The organism is Bradyrhizobium sp. SZCCHNS2022, from assembly GCF_032377575.1.
GTDB lineage: Bacteria > Pseudomonadota > Alphaproteobacteria > Rhizobiales > Xanthobacteraceae > Bradyrhizobium > Bradyrhizobium aeschynomenes.
This window is the reverse complement of sequence record NZ_JAUHHZ010000001.1, coordinates 3,824,095-3,843,322: the sequence shown is the minus strand read 5'-3', so window position 1 is coordinate 3,843,322 and position 19,228 is coordinate 3,824,095. Positions and strand designations below refer to the sequence as shown.

Below are 19,228 nucleotides of genomic sequence, written 5' to 3'. Positions count from 1 at the left end.
CGCCGAGCGCCGCGAATTGGAGACCGACTGACGTGACCGAATCTGCCGCCCAAGCATCTGCCGCTCATGCCGCGCCGACCGAGCCGCGCGGCGATCTCTGCATCCGCACCCTGGCGATGCCGGCCGACACCAACGCCAATGGCGACATTTTCGGCGGCTGGCTGCTCAGCCAGATGGATGTCGGCGGCGGCGTGTTCGCAGCCAAGGTCGCGAAGTCGCGCACCGTGACGGTGGCGATCGAGGCGATGAACTTCCGCAAGGCCGTGTATGTCGGCGATCTCGTCTCGGTGTATGCGCATCTGGTGCGCATCGGCCGCACCTCGATGACGGTGCGGCTCGAGGCCTGGGTGCTGCGCCGGAAGGAGGAGCAGCCGATCCTGGTCACCGACGGCAACTTCACCTACGTCTCGATCGACGATGACGGCCGCCCGCAGCCGATCAAGCGCGACGGCGTGATCGCGACCTGATCACGCGGATGGCTCCGCTGCGGCGTCAATAACCTCCGTTAATGCGTGAGGCTCCTGACGCGACCTTGATCGGGGAACCACGCTCCGGCGGCTCGCGTTCACCGAGATCGCGTGCGCGAAAGCCCGCAAGCATGCATTCGCTGCCGTGGAAGGCAGACCGAGGCCGGGCACGTTTACGATGATTGCAAGTTGAGGTTGCGCGATGGCGGCGATGCCGTGTGTCCGCCGCATTGCGGGTCTCCGTAGAGAGTTCGTACGCGATCGAATGCTCGCTTGGGGCGGCGACAAACAGGCCGGAAGAAATGGCCGATGCGCGGGAAACGATCGGGGGCATCTTGCGCGAACAGGGTGGGAGAGAATCCATGTCGGATGTCGAAGAGAAGCTGACCTTGGAGGTGCTCAAGAAGTTGCAGCAGCGCCTTCTCCATGCCGAACGGAAGATCGGGGTGTATGAGATTCAGCTCAGTGCGTTCCGCCAGCATCATGTCGAGGTGCTGCAGGATCTTCGCACGATCTATCAACTGCTCGGCCATCACCACGACCGCTTGAGCGGCGCCGACGCGTCGCATCGCAAGGCCACTCTGGTCCCGGATGATCCGCACTGATCTGGCGCTGCCCGGGCCGGTGCCGCCGATGGCAAGGTCACGATCCGCGTGTCGGGTCGCTTCGTCCGTGCCGTCCGCTGCAATTCGTTTGCGCTGCGGCACAATGCAAACGACAACACCTCATCATCAACCGGGCATCGGTCAAACACACCATGGACAAAATCGCCTGTTGACATTCCGCATGGACCGAAGCTGCGGGCGCCGCAGGGAACATTCCTCTCGGCGCTCGGTTATAAGCCCCGGAATGAACGACGGGATTTCGCAATGTCCGACACCTACATCATCGAGGTCAGCTCCCAGGCGGCGGGAATCGTCGTGCGCGACCGCGGCGGCTTCCGCTTCTTCGCGGCGTCGCATCGCTTCAATGCGCTCGAGGGCCAGGTGTTTCGCAACGCGCGCGAGGCCGAGCGCGCCGCGCTTCGGATCGTCACGGGCGAGCTGAGCGCAGCGGCCTGAGCCGATCTCGGGACGAGGGCGATCGCCACTGCCTCAGGATGTGGTGCTGCCTCTCTGACGGTCCGGCGATTGCTGCGGTGCGTTCAGGCGCCTCGTGCATTGACCCTGGACTCGTTCAGCATCACCATGGTGCAGCTCGTTTCGAAAGCTTGCCATGGCCGTCCTTTCTCAACGTCAGACCGACATTCTCAACATCGCCCGCGCCTCGGGCCGCGTCATGGTCGAGGATCTTGCGCGCCGGTTCGAAGTGTCGGCCCAGACGATCCGCAAGGACCTCAACGACCTGTGCGAGCAGCGCGCGCTGACGCGCATTCACGGCGGCGCGATCATCGCCTCGGGAGTCGAGAATCTGGCCTATGAGGCGCGGCGCTTCGTCGCTGCCGACGAGAAGAAGGCGATCGGCGCGATCGCGGCCGCGCGCATCCCGAACGGCTCCTCGCTGTTCATCAATATCGGCACCACGACCGAGGAGGTGGCGAGCGCACTCACCTCGCATCAGGACCTGCTGGTCATCACCAACAATCTCAATGTCGCGATGCTGCTCTATCCGCATCCGCGCATCGAAGTGATCGTTGCCGGCGGCAGCGTGCGGCGCTCCGACGGCGGCGTCGTTGGCTCGACCGCGACGCAGCTGATCGGCCAGTTCAAGGTCGACTATGCCATCATCGGCGCCTCCGCGATCGACGAGGAGGGCGCGCTGCTCGACTTCGACTATCGCGAGGTGCAGGTGGCCCAGGCGATCATCGCCAATGCCCGCAGCGTGATGCTGGTCGCCGATTCCACCAAGCTCCACCGCAGCGCGCCGGTGCGTATCGCCCATCTCAGCCAGATCCAGACTTTCGTCACCGACCGTCCCTTGCCGGATGGGCTCGCTGCCCTTTGCCATAGCCGCGGCATCGAGGTCGTCTCGGCCATGCCCGTGGACGAGACGGATGACACCGCGGAGCCAACCGAAACCAGCTCGTCGGCTGTGCTTCGCCGCGCCTGACTTTCCGACACCCTCAAAGGCTGTTTGATCCCGGATTGGGCAGGTTCTGCCCAATCTCGGCCCAACATGCGAATTTCGATTTGCTTTCACTTTCGTTTGTGTTTAACTCGAAACCGAAAGTGAAATCGCTGTGGTCAAGGCGATTGCCGGGGGATGCGTCTGTTGGAGCGAATCTACGACCTCGCCATCATCGGAGGCGGCGTGAATGGCTGCGGCATCGCACGCGATGCGGCCGGGCGCGGAAACTCCGTTTTCCTTTGCGAAATGAACGATCTGGCGAGCGGAACCTCGTCCTGGTCGACCAAGCTCGTTCACGGCGGCTTGCGCTATCTCGAGTATTACGAGTTCCGGCTGGTCCGCGAGGCGCTGATCGAGCGCGAGATCCTCTGGCAGATCGCGCCCCACATCATTCGCCCGCTGCGCTTCGTGCTGCCGCATCATTCCGGCCTGCGCCCGGCCTGGCTGCTGCGCCTCGGCCTGTTTCTCTATGACCATCTTGGCGGCCGCAAGCTGCTGCCGCCGACGCGATCGGTCAACCTGCGCAGCGACGAGGTCGGCCGGCCGCTGATCCCGGGGCGCTATGCCACCGGCTTCGAATATTCCGACTGCTTCGTCGACGATGCCCGCCTGGTCGTGCTGACCGCGCGCGACGCCGCCGATCGGGGGGCCGTGATCCGCACCCGCACCCGTGCGACCGAGATCCGCCAGGACGGCAGCCATTGGCTGGTCACCACCGAGAACACCCAGACAGGCGAGCGCGAGACGATCAAGGCGCGCGCGCTGGTCAATGCCGCCGGTCCCTGGGTCGAGCAGGTTCTGGCGACCGGCGCCGGCGTCAATGCGAAAGCGAAAGTGCGGCTGGTGCAGGGGTCGCATATCGTGGTGCGCAAGCTCTACGACCACGACCGCGCCTACATCTTCCAGAACGCCGACGGCCGCATCATCTTCGCGATTCCCTATCAGCAGGATTTCACGCTGATCGGCACCACCGATCGCGACTATCAGGGCGACCCTGCCAAGGTGAAGGCGACCGACGAGGAGATTGCCTATCTCTGCGCCGCGGTCGGCGAGTACATTGCCAAGCCGGTGGCGCCCGCCGACGTGGTATGGAGCTATTCGGGCGTGCGTCCGCTGTATGACGACGGCGCCAGCGAGGCCAAGGCGGCAACGCGCGACTACGTGTTCGAGCTCGACACGCCCGGCGGCCTGCCGCTGCTGTCGATCTATGGCGGCAAGATCACCACCTATCGGCGGTTGTCCGAAGAGGCGCTGGAGCGGCTTGCGCCCTATCTGAACGGCGCCAAGGCGGAGGAAGGCTGGACCGGCAAGGCGTCGCTGCCCGGTGGCGACATGAAGGTTTCGGCCGTCGCGCCGCTGATCGCCGATCTCCGCAAGGCCTGCCCGTTCCTGTCGGATGCACATGCGAAGCGCATCGCGCATGCCTATGGCACGCGGGCCAAGACCATGCTGGCGGGTGCGACATCTTCGGCCGATCTCGGCCAGGATTTTGGTGGCACCTTGACGGAGCGCGAAGTCAGGTACCTGATGACGAATGAGTGGGCGTTGACGGCCGAGGACATCGTGTGGCGGCGATCGAAGCTGGGGTTGCGGATGTCGGCGGCTGAGATTGCCGCGCTGGACGCGTGGATCATTGCCAACCGGGAGCAGAAGGCCGTGACGCCGCGTGAAGCCGGGGGACGCGCATGAGCGTGACGCTCGATCACGTCTCGCGCATCGTCGACGGCGTCACGACCATTCGCGACGTCTCGCTGACCTTGCAGCGCGGCACGCTGAGCGTGCTGCTTGGGCCGACGCTGTCCGGCAAGACCTCGATCATGCGGCTGCTCGCCGGCTTGGACAAGCCGACGACGGGGCGTGTGCTGGTCGACGGCAAGGACGTCACCGGCGCCGACGTGCGGCAGCGCTCGGTCGCGATGGTCTATCAGCAGTTCATCAACTATCCGTCGCTGACGGTCTATGAGAACATTGCCTCGCCGTTGCGGGTGCAGGGCAAGTCGCGCGAGGAGATCGAGAAGCGCGTCGCCGAAGCGGCCCGGCTGCTGCGGCTCGAGCCCTATCTGAAGCGCACGCCGCTGCAGCTCTCCGGCGGCCAGCAGCAGCGCACGGCGATTGCGCGCGCTTTGGTCAAGGGCGCCGATCTGGTGCTGCTCGACGAACCCCTCGCCAATCTCGATTACAAGCTGCGCGAGGAATTGCGCACCGAGCTGCCGCGCATCTTCGAGGCGTCGGGCGCAATCTTCGTCTACGCCACCACCGAGCCGTCGGAAGCGCTGCTGCTCGGCGGCCGCACCGTGTGCATGTGGGAAGGCCAGGCCCTGCAGGTGGGCGACACCACGGCGGTGTATCGCCGTCCAGACACGCTGCGCGTCGGCCAGGTGTTCTCGGATCCGCCGATGAACACGGTCGAGATTCAGAAGCGCGGCGACAGCGTGCATTATTCCGACAGCGTCAATGCGCCGGCCGTCGGGCTCTATGCCAATTTGCCGGATGGCTCCTACCGCGTCGGCTTCCGTCCGCATCAGCTCGGGCTGGCCAAGGGAGAGGGCAACCACGGCCGCCATGCTTTTCCGGCGACCGTCTCGGTCACCGAGATCACGGGCTCGGAGAGCTTCGTGCATCTGACGCGCGACGGCATGAACTGGGTCGCCGTGCTCCATGGCGTCCATGAATATGAGCCCGGCGAGATCCTCGATGCCGTGCTCGATCCATCCAACGTGTTCGTGTTCGATGCCAGCGACCGCCTGGTCGCGGCGCCGGCGACTTGAGGGAGATGCCGCATGGCCCGCATTGACCTCGAAGGTCTCGCCCACTCCTACGGCAACGGCAGCGATGTCGAGAGCTACGCGCTGAAGCCGGTCACGATGACCTGGCGGCAGGGCGGCGCCTATGCGCTGCTCGGCCCCTCCGGCTGCGGCAAGACCACGCTGCTCAACCTGATCTCCGGCATCCTTACGCCCTCGCACGGCAAGATCCTGTTCGACGGCACCGACATCACGCAACGCTCGACCCGCGAGCGCAACATCGCGCAGGTGTTCCAATTCCCGGTGATCTACGACACGATGACGGTCGGCGAGAATCTCGCTTTTCCGCTGAAGAACCGCGGCGTGCCCAGGGCCGAGATCGACAGGCGGGTCGCGGAGATCGCGCGTCTGCTGGATCTCACGCCGCACCTGAACCGCAAGGCCACCCGACTTACGGCCGATGCCAAGCAGAAGATCTCGCTCGGCCGCGGCCTGGTGCGCTCCGACGTCGCCGCGGTGCTGTTCGACGAGCCGCTGACGGTGATCGATCCCGAGCTGAAATGGCAGCTGCGCTCGAAGCTGAAGGCGCTGCATCGCGAGCTCGACTTGACGATGATCTACGTCACCCACGATCAGACGGAGGCGCTGACCTTCGCCGACACCGTCGTCGTCATGCATGACGGCCGCGTCGTGCAGAGCGGCACGCCGGCCGAGCTGTTCGACAAGCCGGCGCATACCTTCGTCGGCTATTTCATCGGTTCGCCCGGCATGAACATCCTCGCCGCCGAGGTGAAGGGACGCGAGGCGCGGATCGACGGCCACACGTTGACGCTGGCGCGCAGCTACGATGCGCTGCCGGCGGGCGCGAAGATCGAGATCGGCGTGCGCCCTGAGTTCGTCGATGTCGCGCAGCCCGGACCGGGCCTGCTCGATGCCAATATCGAGCGCGTCGACGATCTCGGCCGCATCCGCTTCGCACGCGTCCGCGTCGGCGACGTCAAGTTTGCCGCGCGCCTGCCGGCCGGTTTCTCGCCGTCGGGGTCGGCGGTCGGGCTGAAGTTCAATCCGGCCAATGTCCACGTCTATGCCGACAGCCGTCTGGTCGAGGGAGCCTGAGCGATGGACAAGACCATCAACAACAAGGCCTGGTTCCTGGTGCTGCCGGTATTCCTGCTGGTTGCGTTCTCGGCGATCCTGCCGCTGATGACGGTGGTGAACTATTCGATGCAGGACACCTTCGGCAACAACCAGTTTTTCTGGAACGGCGTCGGCTGGTTCAAGGAGCTGCTCGATCCCTCGACGGATCTCGGCGGCCGCTTCCTCGCCTCGCTGGGCCGCAACCTGATGTTCTCCGCCGCGATCCTCGCCATCGAGGTGCCGCTCGGCATCGTCGTGGCGCTGTCGATGCCGCGGGGCGGCTGGACGGTGGCGTTCTGCCTCGTCGTGCTGGCGCTGCCCCTGCTGATTCCGTGGAACGTGGTCGGTACGATCTGGCAGATCTTCGGCCGGCCCGACATCGGGCTGCTCGGCTACACCCTGAACGGCCTCGGCATCGACTATAATTACGTCTCGAACGAGTTCGATGCCTGGGCGACCGTCATCGTCATGGACGTCTGGCATTGGACCAGTCTGGTGGCGCTGCTGTGCTATGCGGGCCTGAAGTCGATTCCCGATGCCTATTATCAGGCCGCGCAGATCGACGGCGCCTCGCGCTGGGCGGTGTTCACCGCGATCCAGCTGCCGAAGATGCATCGCGTGCTGTTGATTGCCGTGCTGCTGCGCTTCATGGACAGCTTCATGATCTACACCGAGCCGTTCGTGGTCACCGGCGGCGGGCCGGGCAATTCCACCACCTTCATCTCGATCGAGCTCGTCAAGATCGCGCTCGGCCAGTTCGACCTCGGCAAGGCGGCTGCGCTGTCGCTGGTCTACAATCTGATCATCCTGATCGTGTGCTGGGTGTTCTACACCATCATGACCAATGCCGGCGCCGAGCGCCGGCCGGTGGAGGGGGGCGCGTGATGAACACCATTCCGGGCCGCCGCATCATCATCTCGCTGTTCCTGGTCTTCCTGCTGCTGCCGATCTACTGGCTCGTCAACATGAGCTTCAAGACCAACAACGAGATCGTCACGACGATGACGCTCTGGCCGCATCAGCCGACGCTGGCCAACTACGTCAGGATCTTTACCGACGAGAGCTGGTACTCCGGCTATATCAACTCGCTGAAATACGTGATCATCAACACGGTGATCTCGATTCTGGTGGCGCTGCCGGCGGCCTATGCGTTCTCGCGATACCGCTTCCTCGGCGACAAGCACCTGTTCTTCTGGCTGTTGTCGAACCGCATGGCGCCCGCCGCGGTCTACGCGCTGCCCTTCTTCAACCTCTATTCGGCGATCGGCCTGTTCGATACGCCCTGGGCGGTGGCGCTGGCGCACTGCATCTTCAACATTCCGCTGGCGGTCTGGATCCTCGAGGGCTTCGTGTCCTCGGTACCGCGCGAGATCGACGAAACCGCGTTCCTCGACGGCTATTCGTTCCCGCGCTTCTTCGTGAAGATCCTGGTGCCCTTGATCGCGAGCGGTATCGGCGTCGCCGCGTTCTTCTGCTTCATGTTCTCCTGGGTCGAGCTGCTGCTCGCGCGCACGCTGACGTCGGTCGACGCCAAGCCGATCTCGGCGGTGATGACGCGCACGGTTTCGGCCGCCGGCATGGATTGGGGCCTGCTCGCCGCCGCCGGCGTGCTGACCATCATCCCCGGTGCGCTCGTCATCTGGTTCGTCCGCAACTACATCGCGCGCGGCTTCGCGCTGGGACGGGTGTGATGATCGAGCGCACGTATCTCCAGGGCCGCTGCCGCACCTCTCCCGCTTGCGGGGAAGGTCGCATCGCATCGTCAGATGCGATGCGGGTGGGGGCCTCCATCCTCTCGGGCAGTCCGACTCGTGGCGCCCTCATCCCGATCCTCCCCCGCAAGCGGGGGAGGGGGCTCGTCATCGCCTGGAGCTACTAGCCATGGACAGCATCGCATGGATGGCCTGGACGGCGCCGACCGCGATCTTCTTCGCCGCGCTGGCCTGCACGCTCGTCATCATGACGCTGCTCGCCGCGCGCTATCCGGAAGCCGAGCGCGTCGGCGTGCTGCGCATTCCGACCACGCGCGGCGACCGGCTGTTCATCTCGCTGATATCTGCCGCCGTTATCCATCTGGCATGGATCGGGCTGGTCGGGACAGATACGATTGCGACCTTGCCGATCGGCGAGGAAGGTCTTGAGGTCTCGAGCCTGTGGCTCGCGACCGCAATTTCGCTTGCGTCTGCCGTTGCGATCTTTCGCACCGTCTGACGCGAGCGAAGAAGGGCAGATCCGGGGCCAACCCGGACCTGGAATACGTCTGTCGCTGCAAGGAGGAAACCATGCGACACTTGAAACGGAAGCATCACCTGAGCAAGGCCAGTTATCTTGCGATGACCAGCGCCGTTGCGCTGTTCGCCGCGACCATGACGTTGTCCATTCCGGCGCGAGCCGACGACGCCACCATCCAGAAGTGGATCGACAGCGAGTTCCAGCCGTCGACCCTGTCGAAGGAAGAGCAGAAGAAGGAGCTCGAGTGGTTCGCCAAGGCGGCCGAGCCCTTCAAGGGCATGGAGATCAACGTCGTCTCCGAGACCATCACGACGCACGAGTACGAGGCCAAGACCCTGGCCAAGGCGTTCAGCGAGATCACCGGCATCAAGCTGAAGCACGACCTGATCCAGGAAGGCGACGTGGTCGAGAAGCTGCAGACCCAGATGCAGTCCGGCAAGAACGTCTATGACGGCTGGATCAACGATTCCGACCTGATCGGCACCCACTTCCGCTACGGCCAGACCGTCGCGCTGTCGGACTACATGAAGGGCGAAGGCAAGGACGTCACCAATCCCGGTCTGGACGTCAACGACTTCATCGGCAAGTCGTTCACGACCGGCCCCGACGGCAAGCTCTATCAGTTGCCGGTCCAGCAGTTCGCGAACCTGTATTGGTTCCGCTACGACTGGTTCACCAACCCGGACTACAAGGCCAAGTTCAAGGCCAAGTATGGCTACGATCTCGGCGTGCCCGTGAACTGGTCGGCCTATGAGGACATCGCCGAGTTCTTCACCAACGACGTCAAGGAGATCAACGGCGTCAAGGTCTATGGCCACATGGACTACGGCAAGAAGGATCCCTCGCTCGGCTGGCGCTTCACCGACGCCTGGCTGTCGATGGCCGGCAACGGCGACAAGGGCATCCCGAACGGCCTGCCGGTCGACGAATGGGGCATCCGCATGGAAGGCTGCCGTCCGGTCGGCTCCTCGGTCGAGCGCGGCGGCGACACCAACGGTCCGGCCGCGGTCTACTCGATCGCGAAGTACCTCGACTGGATGAAGAAGTATGCGCCGCCGCAGGCGCAGGGCATGACCTTCTCCGAGGCCGGTCCCGTCCCGGCGCAGGGCAACGTCGCCCAGCAGATCTTCTGGTACACCGCCTTCACCGCCGACATGGTGAAGCCCGGCCTGCCGGTCGTGAATGCGGACGGCACGCCGAAGTGGCGCATGGCTCCGTCGCCGCACGGCTCCTACTGGAAGGAAGGCATGAAGCTCGGCTACCAGGACGCCGGTTCTGCGACGCTCCTGAAGTCGACCCCGCCGGATCGCCGCAAGGCCGCCTGGCTGTACCTGCAGTTCATCGTCTCGAAGACGGTGTCTCTCAAGAAGAGCCATGTCGGCCTCACCTTCATCCGTGAATCCGACATCTGGGACAAGTCGTTCACCGAGCGTGCGCCGAAGCTCGGCGGCCTGATCGAGTTCTACCGCTCGCCCGCGCGCGTGCAGTGGACCCCGACCGGGAACAACGTGCCCGACTATCCGAAGCTGGCGCAGCTGTGGTGGCAGAACATCGGCGATGCGTCGTCCGGTGCGAAGACCCCGCAGCAGGCGATGGACGCGCTCGCGGCCGCTCAGGACTCCGTCCTCGAGCGTCTGGAGAAGTCCAAGGTGCAGGGTGAGTGCGGTCCGAAGCTGAACAAGAAGGAATCGGCCGAGTTCTGGTTCAACAAGTCGGCCAAGGACGGCAACATCGCTCCGCAGCGCAAGCTCGCGAACGAGAAGCCGAAGGGCGAGACCGTCGACTACGACACGCTGATCAAGTCGTGGCCGGCGACCCCGCCGAAGCGCGCCGAGGCCAAGTAAGCGCCTGACAACAGCGATCGCCCGGCTTGACCGGGCGATCCAGTCACCTGAGGCCGGGAGCAATCCCGGCCTTTTCTATTGCCGGTCTATTGCCGGCGATTTGAGCCGCGTGCCCGTCTCGTCCGGGAATTATTCCCGGATCGCCTGGGGCATATTCCACGTGCCAAGTGCCTTGAAGGCGATGACGACAGGCGGCACTCTTTCTTCACCGGCATCGTTGCCATTTCGCCGCGACTTTGCCCCAACGACGCGAAACAACAAGGCCTCGACACGATCCGGCGCTGCGTCATGCGATCAGGCGCCGGCATCGCGATCAGAAATCACGGGGCCATCGAGGGAGTACGGCCATGGATCAGGCGCACATCGCCAATATCGCGAGCACGCTGCCGGAAGCGTTGTCGCCCTGGACCATGTTCATGCAGGCCGACGTCGTCGTGAAGGCCGTCATGATCGGGCTTGCGCTGGCGTCGGTGGCGACCTGGACCGTGCTGGTGGTGAAGACCATTCAGCTTCGCTCGGCGTTGCGCGCGGCCCGCAATGCGCTCGGCATCGCGATGGCGGCGCGCGCCTTGTCGGATGCGTCGGGTCGGATTTCCGCCGCGGATGGTGTCGTCGGCCGGCTGCTGGCCGTGGCCGACGACGAGATCGACAAGTCGCGTGGACTGCCCGCCGACGGCATCAAGGAGCGCGTCTCCTGGCAGTTCGAGCGGATCGAGGCGGCAGCGGTCGCGCGGATCGGGCGCGGCATCGGCATTCTCGCGACCGTCGGTGCCGTCGGACCGTTCGTCGGCCTGTTCGGCACCGTCTGGGGCATCATGAACAGCTTCATCGGCATCTCGCATGCTCACACGACCAACCTCGCGGTGGTCGCGCCGGGCATTGCGGAGGCGCTGCTCGCCACCGCCTTCGGCCTCGCCGCGGCGATTCCTGCCGTCGTCATCTACAACCTGTTCGCGCGTGCGACCGGCGGCTATCGCGCTGTGATCGCCGATGCCTCCGTGGCGGTGATGCGCCTGCTCAGCCGCGATCTCGATCGGCAGCATTCCGGGCCAGCCGAAGCGCGGCGCAGCGCCATCCGCGCCGTGGACGCGCCGATGCTGTCGATCGCCAATCCCGCGGAGTGAGCCATGGCCGTCAAGCTTGCCCGGCGCACCGACGAGTTCGAGGAGACGCACGACATCAACGTGACGCCGTTCATCGACGTCATGCTGGTGCTGCTGATCATCTTCATGGTGGCCGCGCCGCTCGCCACCGTCGACATCCCCGTCAATCTGCCGGCGATTTCGGCCGAGCCGCAGCCGCGCGCGGAGACACCCGTCTTCGTGACCTTCAAGGCTGACCGCTCGCTCGCGGTCGGCGATCAGGGCGTCGCGCAGGCCGACATCGCGGCCTCCCTCGACGCGGCGACCAAGTCCGATCATGGCCAGCGCGTGCTGCTGCGTGCCGACCAGACGCTGCCTTATGGCGAGGTGATGGCGCTGATGAACACGCTGCGCCGCGCCGGCTATACGAAGGTGGCGCTGGTCGCCTTGGAAGACCGGGGCGCGCCGTGAGCGTCCTGACGCTCGATCCGTTCGACCATGAGGAGCGCCGCGAGCGGACGCTGTGGACCGTCGCTGCACTGGTGGTGGCTGGGCTGCATGTCGGGCTCGCCGCGGGCTATTTGTTGCTGCGTGCCGCGCCGCTGGGACGTGCCGAGGCGCCGGCGTTCGATGTGGTGTTCACCCCGGCAGTCGTGAGCGAGCCGGCGGCCCCGGCGCAAGAAGCACCGGCGGCGGAGCCGGCCCCTCCGGTGGAGCCGCCGCAGGAGGAGCCGCTCAAGCAAGAGCCGGTTGCCCGAGAGGCCGTCGCCGAGCCGTCGCCGCAACCTCAACCTGACCCGGAGCCGCAGGTGGCGGCCCAGCCGGAGCCGGTGCCGGAGGTGATTGCCTCGCCAGAGCCGATGCCGCAGGTCGCGCTTGCGCCCGAGCCGCCGCGCGCGGATGACGTCGTGCTGCCGCCCCCGCCGCCGCCCAAGCCGATCGAGGCGAAGCCGCCTGAGACGAAACCTGCTCCGCCGCCCGAGCGCGTCGAGCGCAAGCCGGTCGAGAAGAAAGAGGCGAGGGAGAAGGCCGAGAAGAAGCCCGCGCCGCCGAAGCCCGCTGCCGCGGCGCCGAGCCGGCCGTCACGCGTGGCGTCTGCGCCAAATCCCGGCGAGGACAGCGTCGGCTCGCGTGAGGGACAGGCGTCCTGGAACGCGGAAGTGGTGGCGCATATCCGCCGTTATGTTGCCTATCCATCTGACGGCAACGGCGCCAGCGGCACGGTGACGGTCAGCATCGTCATCGATCGCAACGGCCGGCTGCTGTCGCGCCGGCTCAGCCGCAGTTCGGGCTCTCCGGCGCTGGATCGCGCGGCGCTGTCCATCATCGATCGCGCCGCGCCGTTTCCGCGCTTTCCTCCCGTCATGAGGCAGGCGCAGGAGTCGCGGACGGTGCCGCTCAACATGAGGCCGCGCTGAGCGGCCTCATCGCGTGCAGTCTACTTCGAGCATTCGGTGAGATCGGTATCGCGCACGACGAACTGCGCGCCTTCCTTGAGCTCGATGTTCTTGGCGATGCAGGTACGGCCGCCTTGTTCGGACAGCTTGATGTCGTAGCGGCCCGATTTCACGCCGACCAAGGTCATGCGCTCGTTGTGGTCGACCATGCCTTCGTCGTCGTTCTTGCACTGATCGGCGCCCCAGTTCTTGGTGCCGGCGGCCGCCAGATACATCTTCACGATGGTCTGGCCGGTGCGGTTGAGAAAGCGCGGACCGTCTTCGGCGTAAGCGGCAGAGCCTGCCAGTGCGAGCATGGCGCAGGCGGTGACGAGGCGACGCATGAGGAGTGTCCTTTTCTTATGATTGAGGATGAGATGAGGGGCCGACAGCGGGGCCGAGGTCAGAAATCCTTGCCGATGCTGGTCTTGACCGCGAGGCCGCGCGAGTTGTTGGTCAGGCCGTAGCCGACGCCGAAGCTGAACTCGAAGCCCCTGAATCTGGTGTCGGCAACGGCATAAAGCGTCTGCATCTGCTGATGCCACGGCAGGACGTGGCCGAGCGGTCCGAGGTTGGCGAAATGCTCGATGCCGACGGTCCAGCGGTCGTTCAGGCGCTTGACGAAACGGATCGAGGGCTCGAAGGCCGAGCCGGCACCGACGACGCCGAAGGTCATGTTGGCGTTGAAGATCAGCTGATAGTCGTTGGGCAGGTTGACGCCGACGATCGGCGTGATCATCTGCGCCACGCGCGGCGTTGCCTCCTGCACGAAGCGCGGCGCACCGGGCTGGCCGGCGCCGGCCTTGTTGGCAACCCACAGATCCGGCGTGAGCCCGCCCTGCGGCGCCAGGATGGTGCGCGAGACGAGGCCGACGAATACCGTGCGCTCGAGCCGGTCGCCCTGGATGAAGGTCTGGCGAATCGTGACGCCGCCGGACTGGAATGAGTAGCCGGGCACGCCGTTGTCCATGACGTTGCCCAGCGCCATCGGCACGTTGGCGCGCGCGAACGCATAGGGCGAGGTCAGCGCGATCTCGTACCATTCGGTCGGCGAGTAGCCGATCTCGGTCTCGCCGGTGAGCGCGCGCTGCGGCACGCGCCGTCCGCCGTTCTGCTGCGGATTAAACGTCGTGAGATAGCCGAAGCGTTGCTCGACCTGAAAATGTCCGGGCGAGGCAGGATCGTTGCCCTGAATCTCCTCGGCCGCGGCGGCGACGGGTGACAGCAGGACAGCACAGGTGATGGCGCGGCAGACCCATCGTCTCGCCCGGCCTACCCTTGTCTGATCCGTCGACGCCATTGTCCCCGCACTCCCCTCGCTGACGAACTAACGAGTCGGCACGGCGAAAACATGCGGCGGTCCCGGCTGAAAGGTGACACAATCGGGAAACGATCAGTTGCGTATCGCCGCATTTTGTCGTCCGGTTGCAGGCGTCAGCGGCAATAGGGATGTTTTGGCAAGTCGATCGGGAGTTTTTGACCGATCGAATATGGCGCTGGAGTCGCGAGTGAATCTCAGCTCGGTGATGAATGTGGCGCGTTGCAAACACATTCAGGTCATAGAGCGATGGAAGACATGCATTGCAGCACGCGTTGCTGATGATCGGATCAGCCAGGGATCGGATACGCCCGTGATTCACGCCCACGATCAACGTCGCCGCACGTCCACGCGGCCCGCCCGGCGGCTTGCTGTGGTGATCACCGTGACGCTGTTCGCCTTGATGAGCCTGTCCGAACCCGGTCTTGCGCGGGAGAAGCTGCTGCGCGAAGACCTCGAAGCCTGGTGGAGCCAGCTGCAGGCCAGGAAGGACGCGGCCAGGAAAACATGTGCCGAGTCCACCGCGCCGGGCTGCGGCCGCCGTCAGACCGCGCGGTCTCGGAACGGTGGCGCAGAAGCGATGCCTCAAAGGAACGCCTCTGCCCACGCCACGCCGCACCGTTCCCGAACGAGCAGGCATGAACGTGGCATGACCGCCAACGCCCGGGCCGAGGCGCGAGATAACGCCGACAGCTCGGACACGAGGCCCCGCCGCGATCGTCCCGGGAGATACTTCCTGCACGGTCCCAGGTTCTAGTCCCGACACGTCCGGCGTATTTTCCCGCGCGTCGGTTTCTTGCACTTGCGAAAGAGCGGAACCTCACTTAGTTCCATGGAGTGCATGTCGTGTCGCCGGAGAACCAGCGACGCTCGCATACGTTGTTTCTGCACCCCTTCATCGCCGCCCCGACCGGGCGGCGGAGACAAAGGATCAATTCGATGAATTGGAAACTGATGACGACGGCGGCCGCGGTTGGCATGGCCGCGATCGTCGGCACGGCGACGATCGCGGCCAGTGCGCCCGCTCCCTCCAAGCTGCTGACCTCGATCGATCCCGACAAGGACGGCACCGCCGACATGAACGAGATCCGCGCGGCCGCCGGTGCGCTGTTCGACAAGCTCGATCGCGACCATGACGGCACGCTCGATGCCAAGGAGTTGCGCGGCCGCGTCTCGGCCAAGGACCTGAAGGCCGCTGATCCGGACAATGACGGCACGCTGACCAAGGACGAGTATCTCGCGCTGGTGGCCGGCCGTTTCAAGGCAGCCGACCCGGACAATGACGGCACGCTCGATTCGAAGGAACTGAAGTCGGTGGCCAAGCTGCTGAAGTGAGCGCGCGTTCTGCGTGAGCTGTTGCAATCGATGCCGAGGGCCCGCGACGACGCGATCGTTGCGGGCCCTCCGACTTTGAGCGCATCCGCATCACAGGCTGAGCGGATCCAGCCATCAACGCTGGGCAAGCGCTCACAGGCCCGGTCGGGACATCTCCACGGCCAGACGAACCAGGTCGGGCAGGCTGCGCGCGCCGAGCTTCTGCCGCAACCGGTAGGTCAGGTTGATTACCGTCTTGTAGCTGATCCCGAGATGATCGGCGATCGCCTGGTAGGATTTCGCCTCAGCCAGCAGCGCGAGCGCCTGACGCTCACGCGGCGTCAGTGACGTCGCCTCCGTTCCATCGGCCTCCTTGCGCAGCAGCGCGATGCGCATGGCCAGTTGCGGATCGAGATAGGTGCCGCCGGCCCGCACCTGCTCCAGCGCTTTTGGCAGCTCCTGCGGCGGTGCATCCTTCAGCAGGTAGCCGCTGGCGCCGGCCTCGATGGCGGAGCGGACGATGCGCGGATCGCCCAACATGCTGAAGACCAGGATCCGCGGGCGCGGGTCGTGGGATCGCATTCGCTCGATCAGGCCGATGCCGCCGAGGTCATCGCCCCGCAGGCGCAGATCGACGATGGCGACGTCCGGCGGATCGCGGAGATAGGCCGCGTACGCGCTCTCGGCGTCATGCGCCGCGGTCAGCGCGCCGATCCCGGCCTCGTTCAGCAGCCAGCGGCAGGCCGTGATCACGACCGGGTGGTCATCGACGAGCAGAACGCGGTACATCCGATGAAGGTCTCGCCCCTAGCGCCGGCTGCGCCGACGTCCCTTGTCATGCGAGTTCCCTTGCAAACCAGAACCGAGTGCGACAATGCGGCCGAGCCGAGGAGTAAGCTTGGCGAAATCGTTGCGAGTTTCCGGATCCGGGAAAAATGTCCCTAAAGCGGGAAGAATAATCCCCATTGCGGCAGTATTGGCCGCTGTTTACGAATGTTACCGTTCATATTCTGTTGGAATTGACTGGTTTCGGCACGTGTGAGGCTCAGGGGCGTGAGCTGTTGCCGGGATCGGTCGACAAGAAACTGGGGGACGTCTTGACCAGACTCTCGGCGCTGAAGAGCGCTCTTCTCGCGACGTGCGCGTTGCTGCCTACGGCTGCCTTCGCGCAGCAGACATTGGAGACCATCGAGGTGGTCGGCGTCTCGCCCGTCCAGGGCAGCGAAATGGCGAAGGACAAGATCCCTTCCAACGTGCAGACGATCACCGCGAGGGATCTCGATCGCACCCGGACGCCGTCGCTGCTCGACGGCATCCTGCAATCGGTGCCCGGCGTCTCGCTGAGCGACCAGACCGGCAACCCGTTCCAGCGTGACCTCGACTATCGCGGCCAGACCGCCTCGCCCGTGCTCGGCACGCCGCAGGGCATCGCCGTCTACCAGAACGGCACCCGCATCAACGAGGCCTTCGGCGACATCGTGAACTGGGACCTGATCCCGGAGATGGCGATCGCGCGCATGACCCTGATGCCGAACAATCCGCTGTTCGGCCTCAACGCCACCGGCGGCGCGATGTCCATCGAAATGAAGAACGGCTTCAACTACCAGGGCGCCGAGACCCAGCTGTTCGGCGGCTCGTTCGGCCGCATCCAGTCGGGCGCGCAATACGGCTGGAACAACGGCACCTATTCGGCCTATATCGCCGCTGAAGGTGCCTATGACCGCGGCTGGCGCGACTACTCGTCGGCCTCGCAGATCCGGCGCATGTATGCCGATTTCGGCGCGCGCGGCGACAACACCGAATTCCATCTCTCCTTCACCGGGGCCGACAACAAGCTCGGCTCGGTGGCGGCCACCCCGATCGAGATGCTGAACCGGCGCTGGTCCAGCGTCTACACCTGGCCGCAGTCGCTGCATCTGCAGATGCAGATGGTGCAGGCCAGCCTGAAATGGGCGCCGACCGATACGCTGTCGGTCCAGGCCAACGGCTACTACCGCAACTACAGATCAAAGCGTATCGACGGCAACGGCACCGAGGTGGCGGACGATGGTGGCGTGTTCGTCCTTGAGGACGCCGCCGGCACGCCGTGGGACATCAACCGCAACGGTCCGACTGCCAACACGCTGGCTGCGGACGCGGCGCTCGGCCAGATCGACCGTAACACCGTCCAGACCGCCAGCTATGGCGGCTCGCTGCAGGCGACCTCGACGACGCAGCTGTTCGGTCACGACAATCATTTCGTGGTCGGCGCCAGCGTCGATCACGGCAACACCAACTTCCAGGCGACCTCCGAGCTCGGAACCATCGACCAGAACCTGTTCGTCACCGGCCTCGGCGTCTACATCGATCAGCCGAATGCCGGCCTCGCGCCGGTCAACCTGAATGCCAAGAACACCTATCTCGGCATCTACGCCACCAACACCTTCGACATCACCTCGCAACTGGCGCTGACGGCGGGTGGCCGCTTCAACTGGGCCCAGATCAACCTGCGCGACCAGACCGGCTTTGCGCCGCTCCTGAACACCAACAACAATTTCCAGCGCTTCAATCCGGTGGTCGGCCTGACCTACAAGATCACGCCGAACATGACCGCCTATGCCGGCTACTCGGAGGCCAACCGCGCGCCGACGCCGCTCGAGCTCGGCTGCTCCGATCCCGCCAATCCCTGCCTGATCGACAACTTCCTGATCGCCGATCCGCCGCTCAAGCAGGTGGTGTCGCGCACCATCGAAGGCGGCCTGCGTGGCGAGATCTCCGGCGGCCGCTCGGCGATGGCGGCCGATCTGCCGGCCTATCGCAAGGCGCCGATCAAGGCGGTCTCCGTCGATGACGGCTGGCGACTGCGCTGGGGCCTCAGCGTGTTCCGCACCGAGAATTCGGACGACATCATCAACGTCGTCGACCCCGCCAATCCCGTGCGCGGTTATTTCAAGAACGCCGGGACCACCCTGCGGCAGGGCGTCGAGGCCAAGGTCGATCTCGCCTGGAACCGGTGGACCGCCTACGCCAACTACACCTTCATCGACGCCACCTTCCGCAGCGCCTTCGACGTCAACGACCCGTTCCTGGGCGTGCCCGTGGGCGTGGTCTCCGGCAATCACATCCCCGGCATTCCGGCGCATCGCCTGAAGCTCGGCGCCGAATATGCGGTGACCGATGCCTGGAAGGTCGGTGCGAGCCTCAACTATGTCGGCAGTCAGTATCTGCTGCGCGACGAGACCAACGTCTATCCGAAGGTTCCGTCCTATTGGGTCGTGAATCTCAATACGTCCTATCAGGTGACGAAGAACGTCGAGGTGTTCGGGCTGGTGCAGAACCTGTTCAATCAGCGCTACTATTCGGCGGGTGCCGTGTTCGATGTCGCCGGCTTCAACACGGCCGGTGGCGGCAACGCATTCGCGTTCAACGATCCGCGCAGCATGGTGCCGGGCATGCCGCTGGCTGCCTATGCGGGCATCCGGGCGAAGTTCTGAGCGTTCGGAACGAACCGCCAATGACCATAGGCGCATCGCGCCGTGCCACGGAAGCCCCCCGCCGTGGCAAGAGGGTCGGGAGAAATCCCGGCCCTCTTTGTTTTTGCGCATGCC

At 65.1% G+C, this 19,228-nt stretch carries 20 protein-coding genes; 17 read left to right on the top strand and 3 right to left on the bottom strand.

All coding sequences use genetic code 11. The annotated features are described in order from the left end of the window. Positions 1 to 116 precede the first annotated feature (116 nt). The 14 genes from QXZ94_RS17255 to QXZ94_RS17190 all read left to right on the top strand — a co-directional run bounded on the left by QXZ94_RS17255 (position 117) and on the right by QXZ94_RS17190 (position 12,991). Entirely contained in the window at positions 117 to 467 is a 351-nt protein-coding gene (locus QXZ94_RS17255) for an acyl-CoA thioesterase (protein WP_210261894.1), read from the top strand. Positions 468 to 685: 218 nt separating this feature from the next. Continuing rightward, positions 686 to 1,072, top strand: coding sequence for a hypothetical protein (locus QXZ94_RS17250; RefSeq protein ID WP_315721406.1), 387 nt, complete (start codon positions 686 to 688; stop codon positions 1,070 to 1,072). 264 nt (positions 1,073 to 1,336) lie between these two features. Then, complete coding sequence (locus QXZ94_RS17245) at positions 1,337 to 1,528, top strand: hypothetical protein (RefSeq protein WP_006612520.1); 192 nt, start codon at positions 1,337 to 1,339, stop codon at positions 1,526 to 1,528. Between the two features lie 154 nt (positions 1,529 to 1,682). Next, complete coding sequence (locus tag QXZ94_RS17240; protein ID WP_315721405.1) at positions 1,683 to 2,516, top strand: DeoR/GlpR family DNA-binding transcription regulator; 834 nt, start codon at positions 1,683 to 1,685, stop codon at positions 2,514 to 2,516. A 153-nt stretch (positions 2,517 to 2,669) separates the two neighbouring features. Further along, the gene (gene glpD, locus QXZ94_RS17235) at positions 2,670 to 4,223 is read left to right on the top strand and encodes a glycerol-3-phosphate dehydrogenase (protein ID WP_315721404.1); all 1,554 of its coding nucleotides are present in this window, start codon (positions 2,670 to 2,672) and stop codon (positions 4,221 to 4,223) included. Then, on the top strand, positions 4,220 to 5,302 hold the full coding sequence (locus QXZ94_RS17230) for an ABC transporter ATP-binding protein (RefSeq protein WP_315721403.1): 1,083 nt from the start codon (positions 4,220 to 4,222) through the stop codon (positions 5,300 to 5,302). Before glpD ends, QXZ94_RS17230 begins: the two co-directional genes overlap by 4 nt. A gap of 12 nt (positions 5,303 to 5,314) precedes the next feature. Further along, positions 5,315 to 6,394, top strand: coding sequence for an ABC transporter ATP-binding protein (locus QXZ94_RS17225; protein WP_315721402.1), 1,080 nt, complete (start codon positions 5,315 to 5,317; stop codon positions 6,392 to 6,394). 3 nt (positions 6,395 to 6,397) lie between these two features. Then, positions 6,398 to 7,300 carry a sugar ABC transporter permease gene (locus QXZ94_RS17220; protein ID WP_315721401.1) on the top strand — a complete coding sequence of 301 codons (903 nt, stop codon included), beginning with the start codon at positions 6,398 to 6,400 and terminating at the stop codon, positions 7,298 to 7,300. After that, positions 7,300 to 8,106, top strand: coding sequence for a carbohydrate ABC transporter permease (locus QXZ94_RS17215; protein WP_315721400.1), 807 nt, complete (start codon positions 7,300 to 7,302; stop codon positions 8,104 to 8,106). Before QXZ94_RS17220 ends, QXZ94_RS17215 begins: the two co-directional genes overlap by 1 nt. A gap of 190 nt (positions 8,107 to 8,296) precedes the next feature. Continuing rightward, positions 8,297 to 8,626, top strand: coding sequence for a DUF2160 domain-containing protein (locus QXZ94_RS17210; protein WP_315721399.1), 330 nt, complete (start codon positions 8,297 to 8,299; stop codon positions 8,624 to 8,626). A 122-nt stretch (positions 8,627 to 8,748) separates the two neighbouring features. Then, positions 8,749 to 10,491: an ABC transporter substrate-binding protein gene (locus tag QXZ94_RS17205; RefSeq protein WP_315726326.1), complete on the top strand. Its 1,743-nt coding sequence runs from the start codon at positions 8,749 to 8,751 to the stop codon at positions 10,489 to 10,491. Between the two features lie 347 nt (positions 10,492 to 10,838). After that, complete coding sequence (gene exbB, locus QXZ94_RS17200) at positions 10,839 to 11,615, top strand: tonB-system energizer ExbB (protein ID WP_315721398.1); 777 nt, start codon at positions 10,839 to 10,841, stop codon at positions 11,613 to 11,615. A gap of 3 nt (positions 11,616 to 11,618) precedes the next feature. Further along, complete coding sequence (gene exbD, locus QXZ94_RS17195; protein ID WP_315721397.1) at positions 11,619 to 12,044, top strand: TonB system transport protein ExbD; 426 nt, start codon at positions 11,619 to 11,621, stop codon at positions 12,042 to 12,044. Further along, positions 12,041 to 12,991, top strand: a complete 951-nt coding sequence (locus QXZ94_RS17190; RefSeq protein WP_315721396.1) for a TonB family protein — start codon at positions 12,041 to 12,043, stop codon at positions 12,989 to 12,991. The genes exbD and QXZ94_RS17190 overlap by 4 nt, the downstream gene beginning before the upstream one ends. Positions 12,992 to 13,011: 20 nt before the next feature. Here QXZ94_RS17190 and QXZ94_RS17185 read toward each other — a convergent pair whose 3' ends face one another. Next, on the bottom strand, positions 13,012 to 13,353 hold the full coding sequence (locus QXZ94_RS17185) for a hypothetical protein (protein WP_315721395.1): 342 nt from the start codon (positions 13,351 to 13,353) through the stop codon (positions 13,012 to 13,014). A 59-nt stretch (positions 13,354 to 13,412) separates the two neighbouring features. Continuing rightward, positions 13,413 to 14,309 carry a hypothetical protein gene (locus tag QXZ94_RS17180; protein WP_315721394.1) on the bottom strand — a complete coding sequence of 299 codons (897 nt, stop codon included), beginning with the start codon at positions 14,307 to 14,309 and terminating at the stop codon, positions 13,413 to 13,415. A gap of 97 nt (positions 14,310 to 14,406) precedes the next feature. Between QXZ94_RS17180 and QXZ94_RS17175 the strand changes: the two genes are divergently transcribed. Together QXZ94_RS17175 and QXZ94_RS17170 are read left to right on the top strand one after the other, a co-directional pair. Next, positions 14,407 to 15,084 carry a hypothetical protein gene (locus QXZ94_RS17175; protein ID WP_315721393.1) on the top strand — a complete coding sequence of 226 codons (678 nt, stop codon included), beginning with the start codon at positions 14,407 to 14,409 and terminating at the stop codon, positions 15,082 to 15,084. Positions 15,085 to 15,305: 221 nt separating this feature from the next. Then, a complete protein-coding gene (locus tag QXZ94_RS17170; protein ID WP_315726324.1) occupies positions 15,306 to 15,662 on the top strand; it encodes an EF-hand domain-containing protein in 357 nt (118 codons plus the stop codon). Positions 15,663 to 15,794: 132 nt separating this feature from the next. Here the strand turns inward: QXZ94_RS17170 and QXZ94_RS17165 are convergent, their stop codons facing one another. Beyond that, on the bottom strand, positions 15,795 to 16,430 hold the full coding sequence (locus QXZ94_RS17165; protein ID WP_172114130.1) for a response regulator transcription factor: 636 nt from the start codon (positions 16,428 to 16,430) through the stop codon (positions 15,795 to 15,797). A gap of 308 nt (positions 16,431 to 16,738) precedes the next feature. On the opposite strand from QXZ94_RS17165, the gene QXZ94_RS17160 reads away from it, so the two are divergent. Then, entirely contained in the window at positions 16,739 to 19,114 is a 2,376-nt protein-coding gene (locus QXZ94_RS17160) for a TonB-dependent receptor (RefSeq protein ID WP_315721392.1), read from the top strand. Positions 19,115 to 19,228 lie beyond the last annotated feature (114 nt).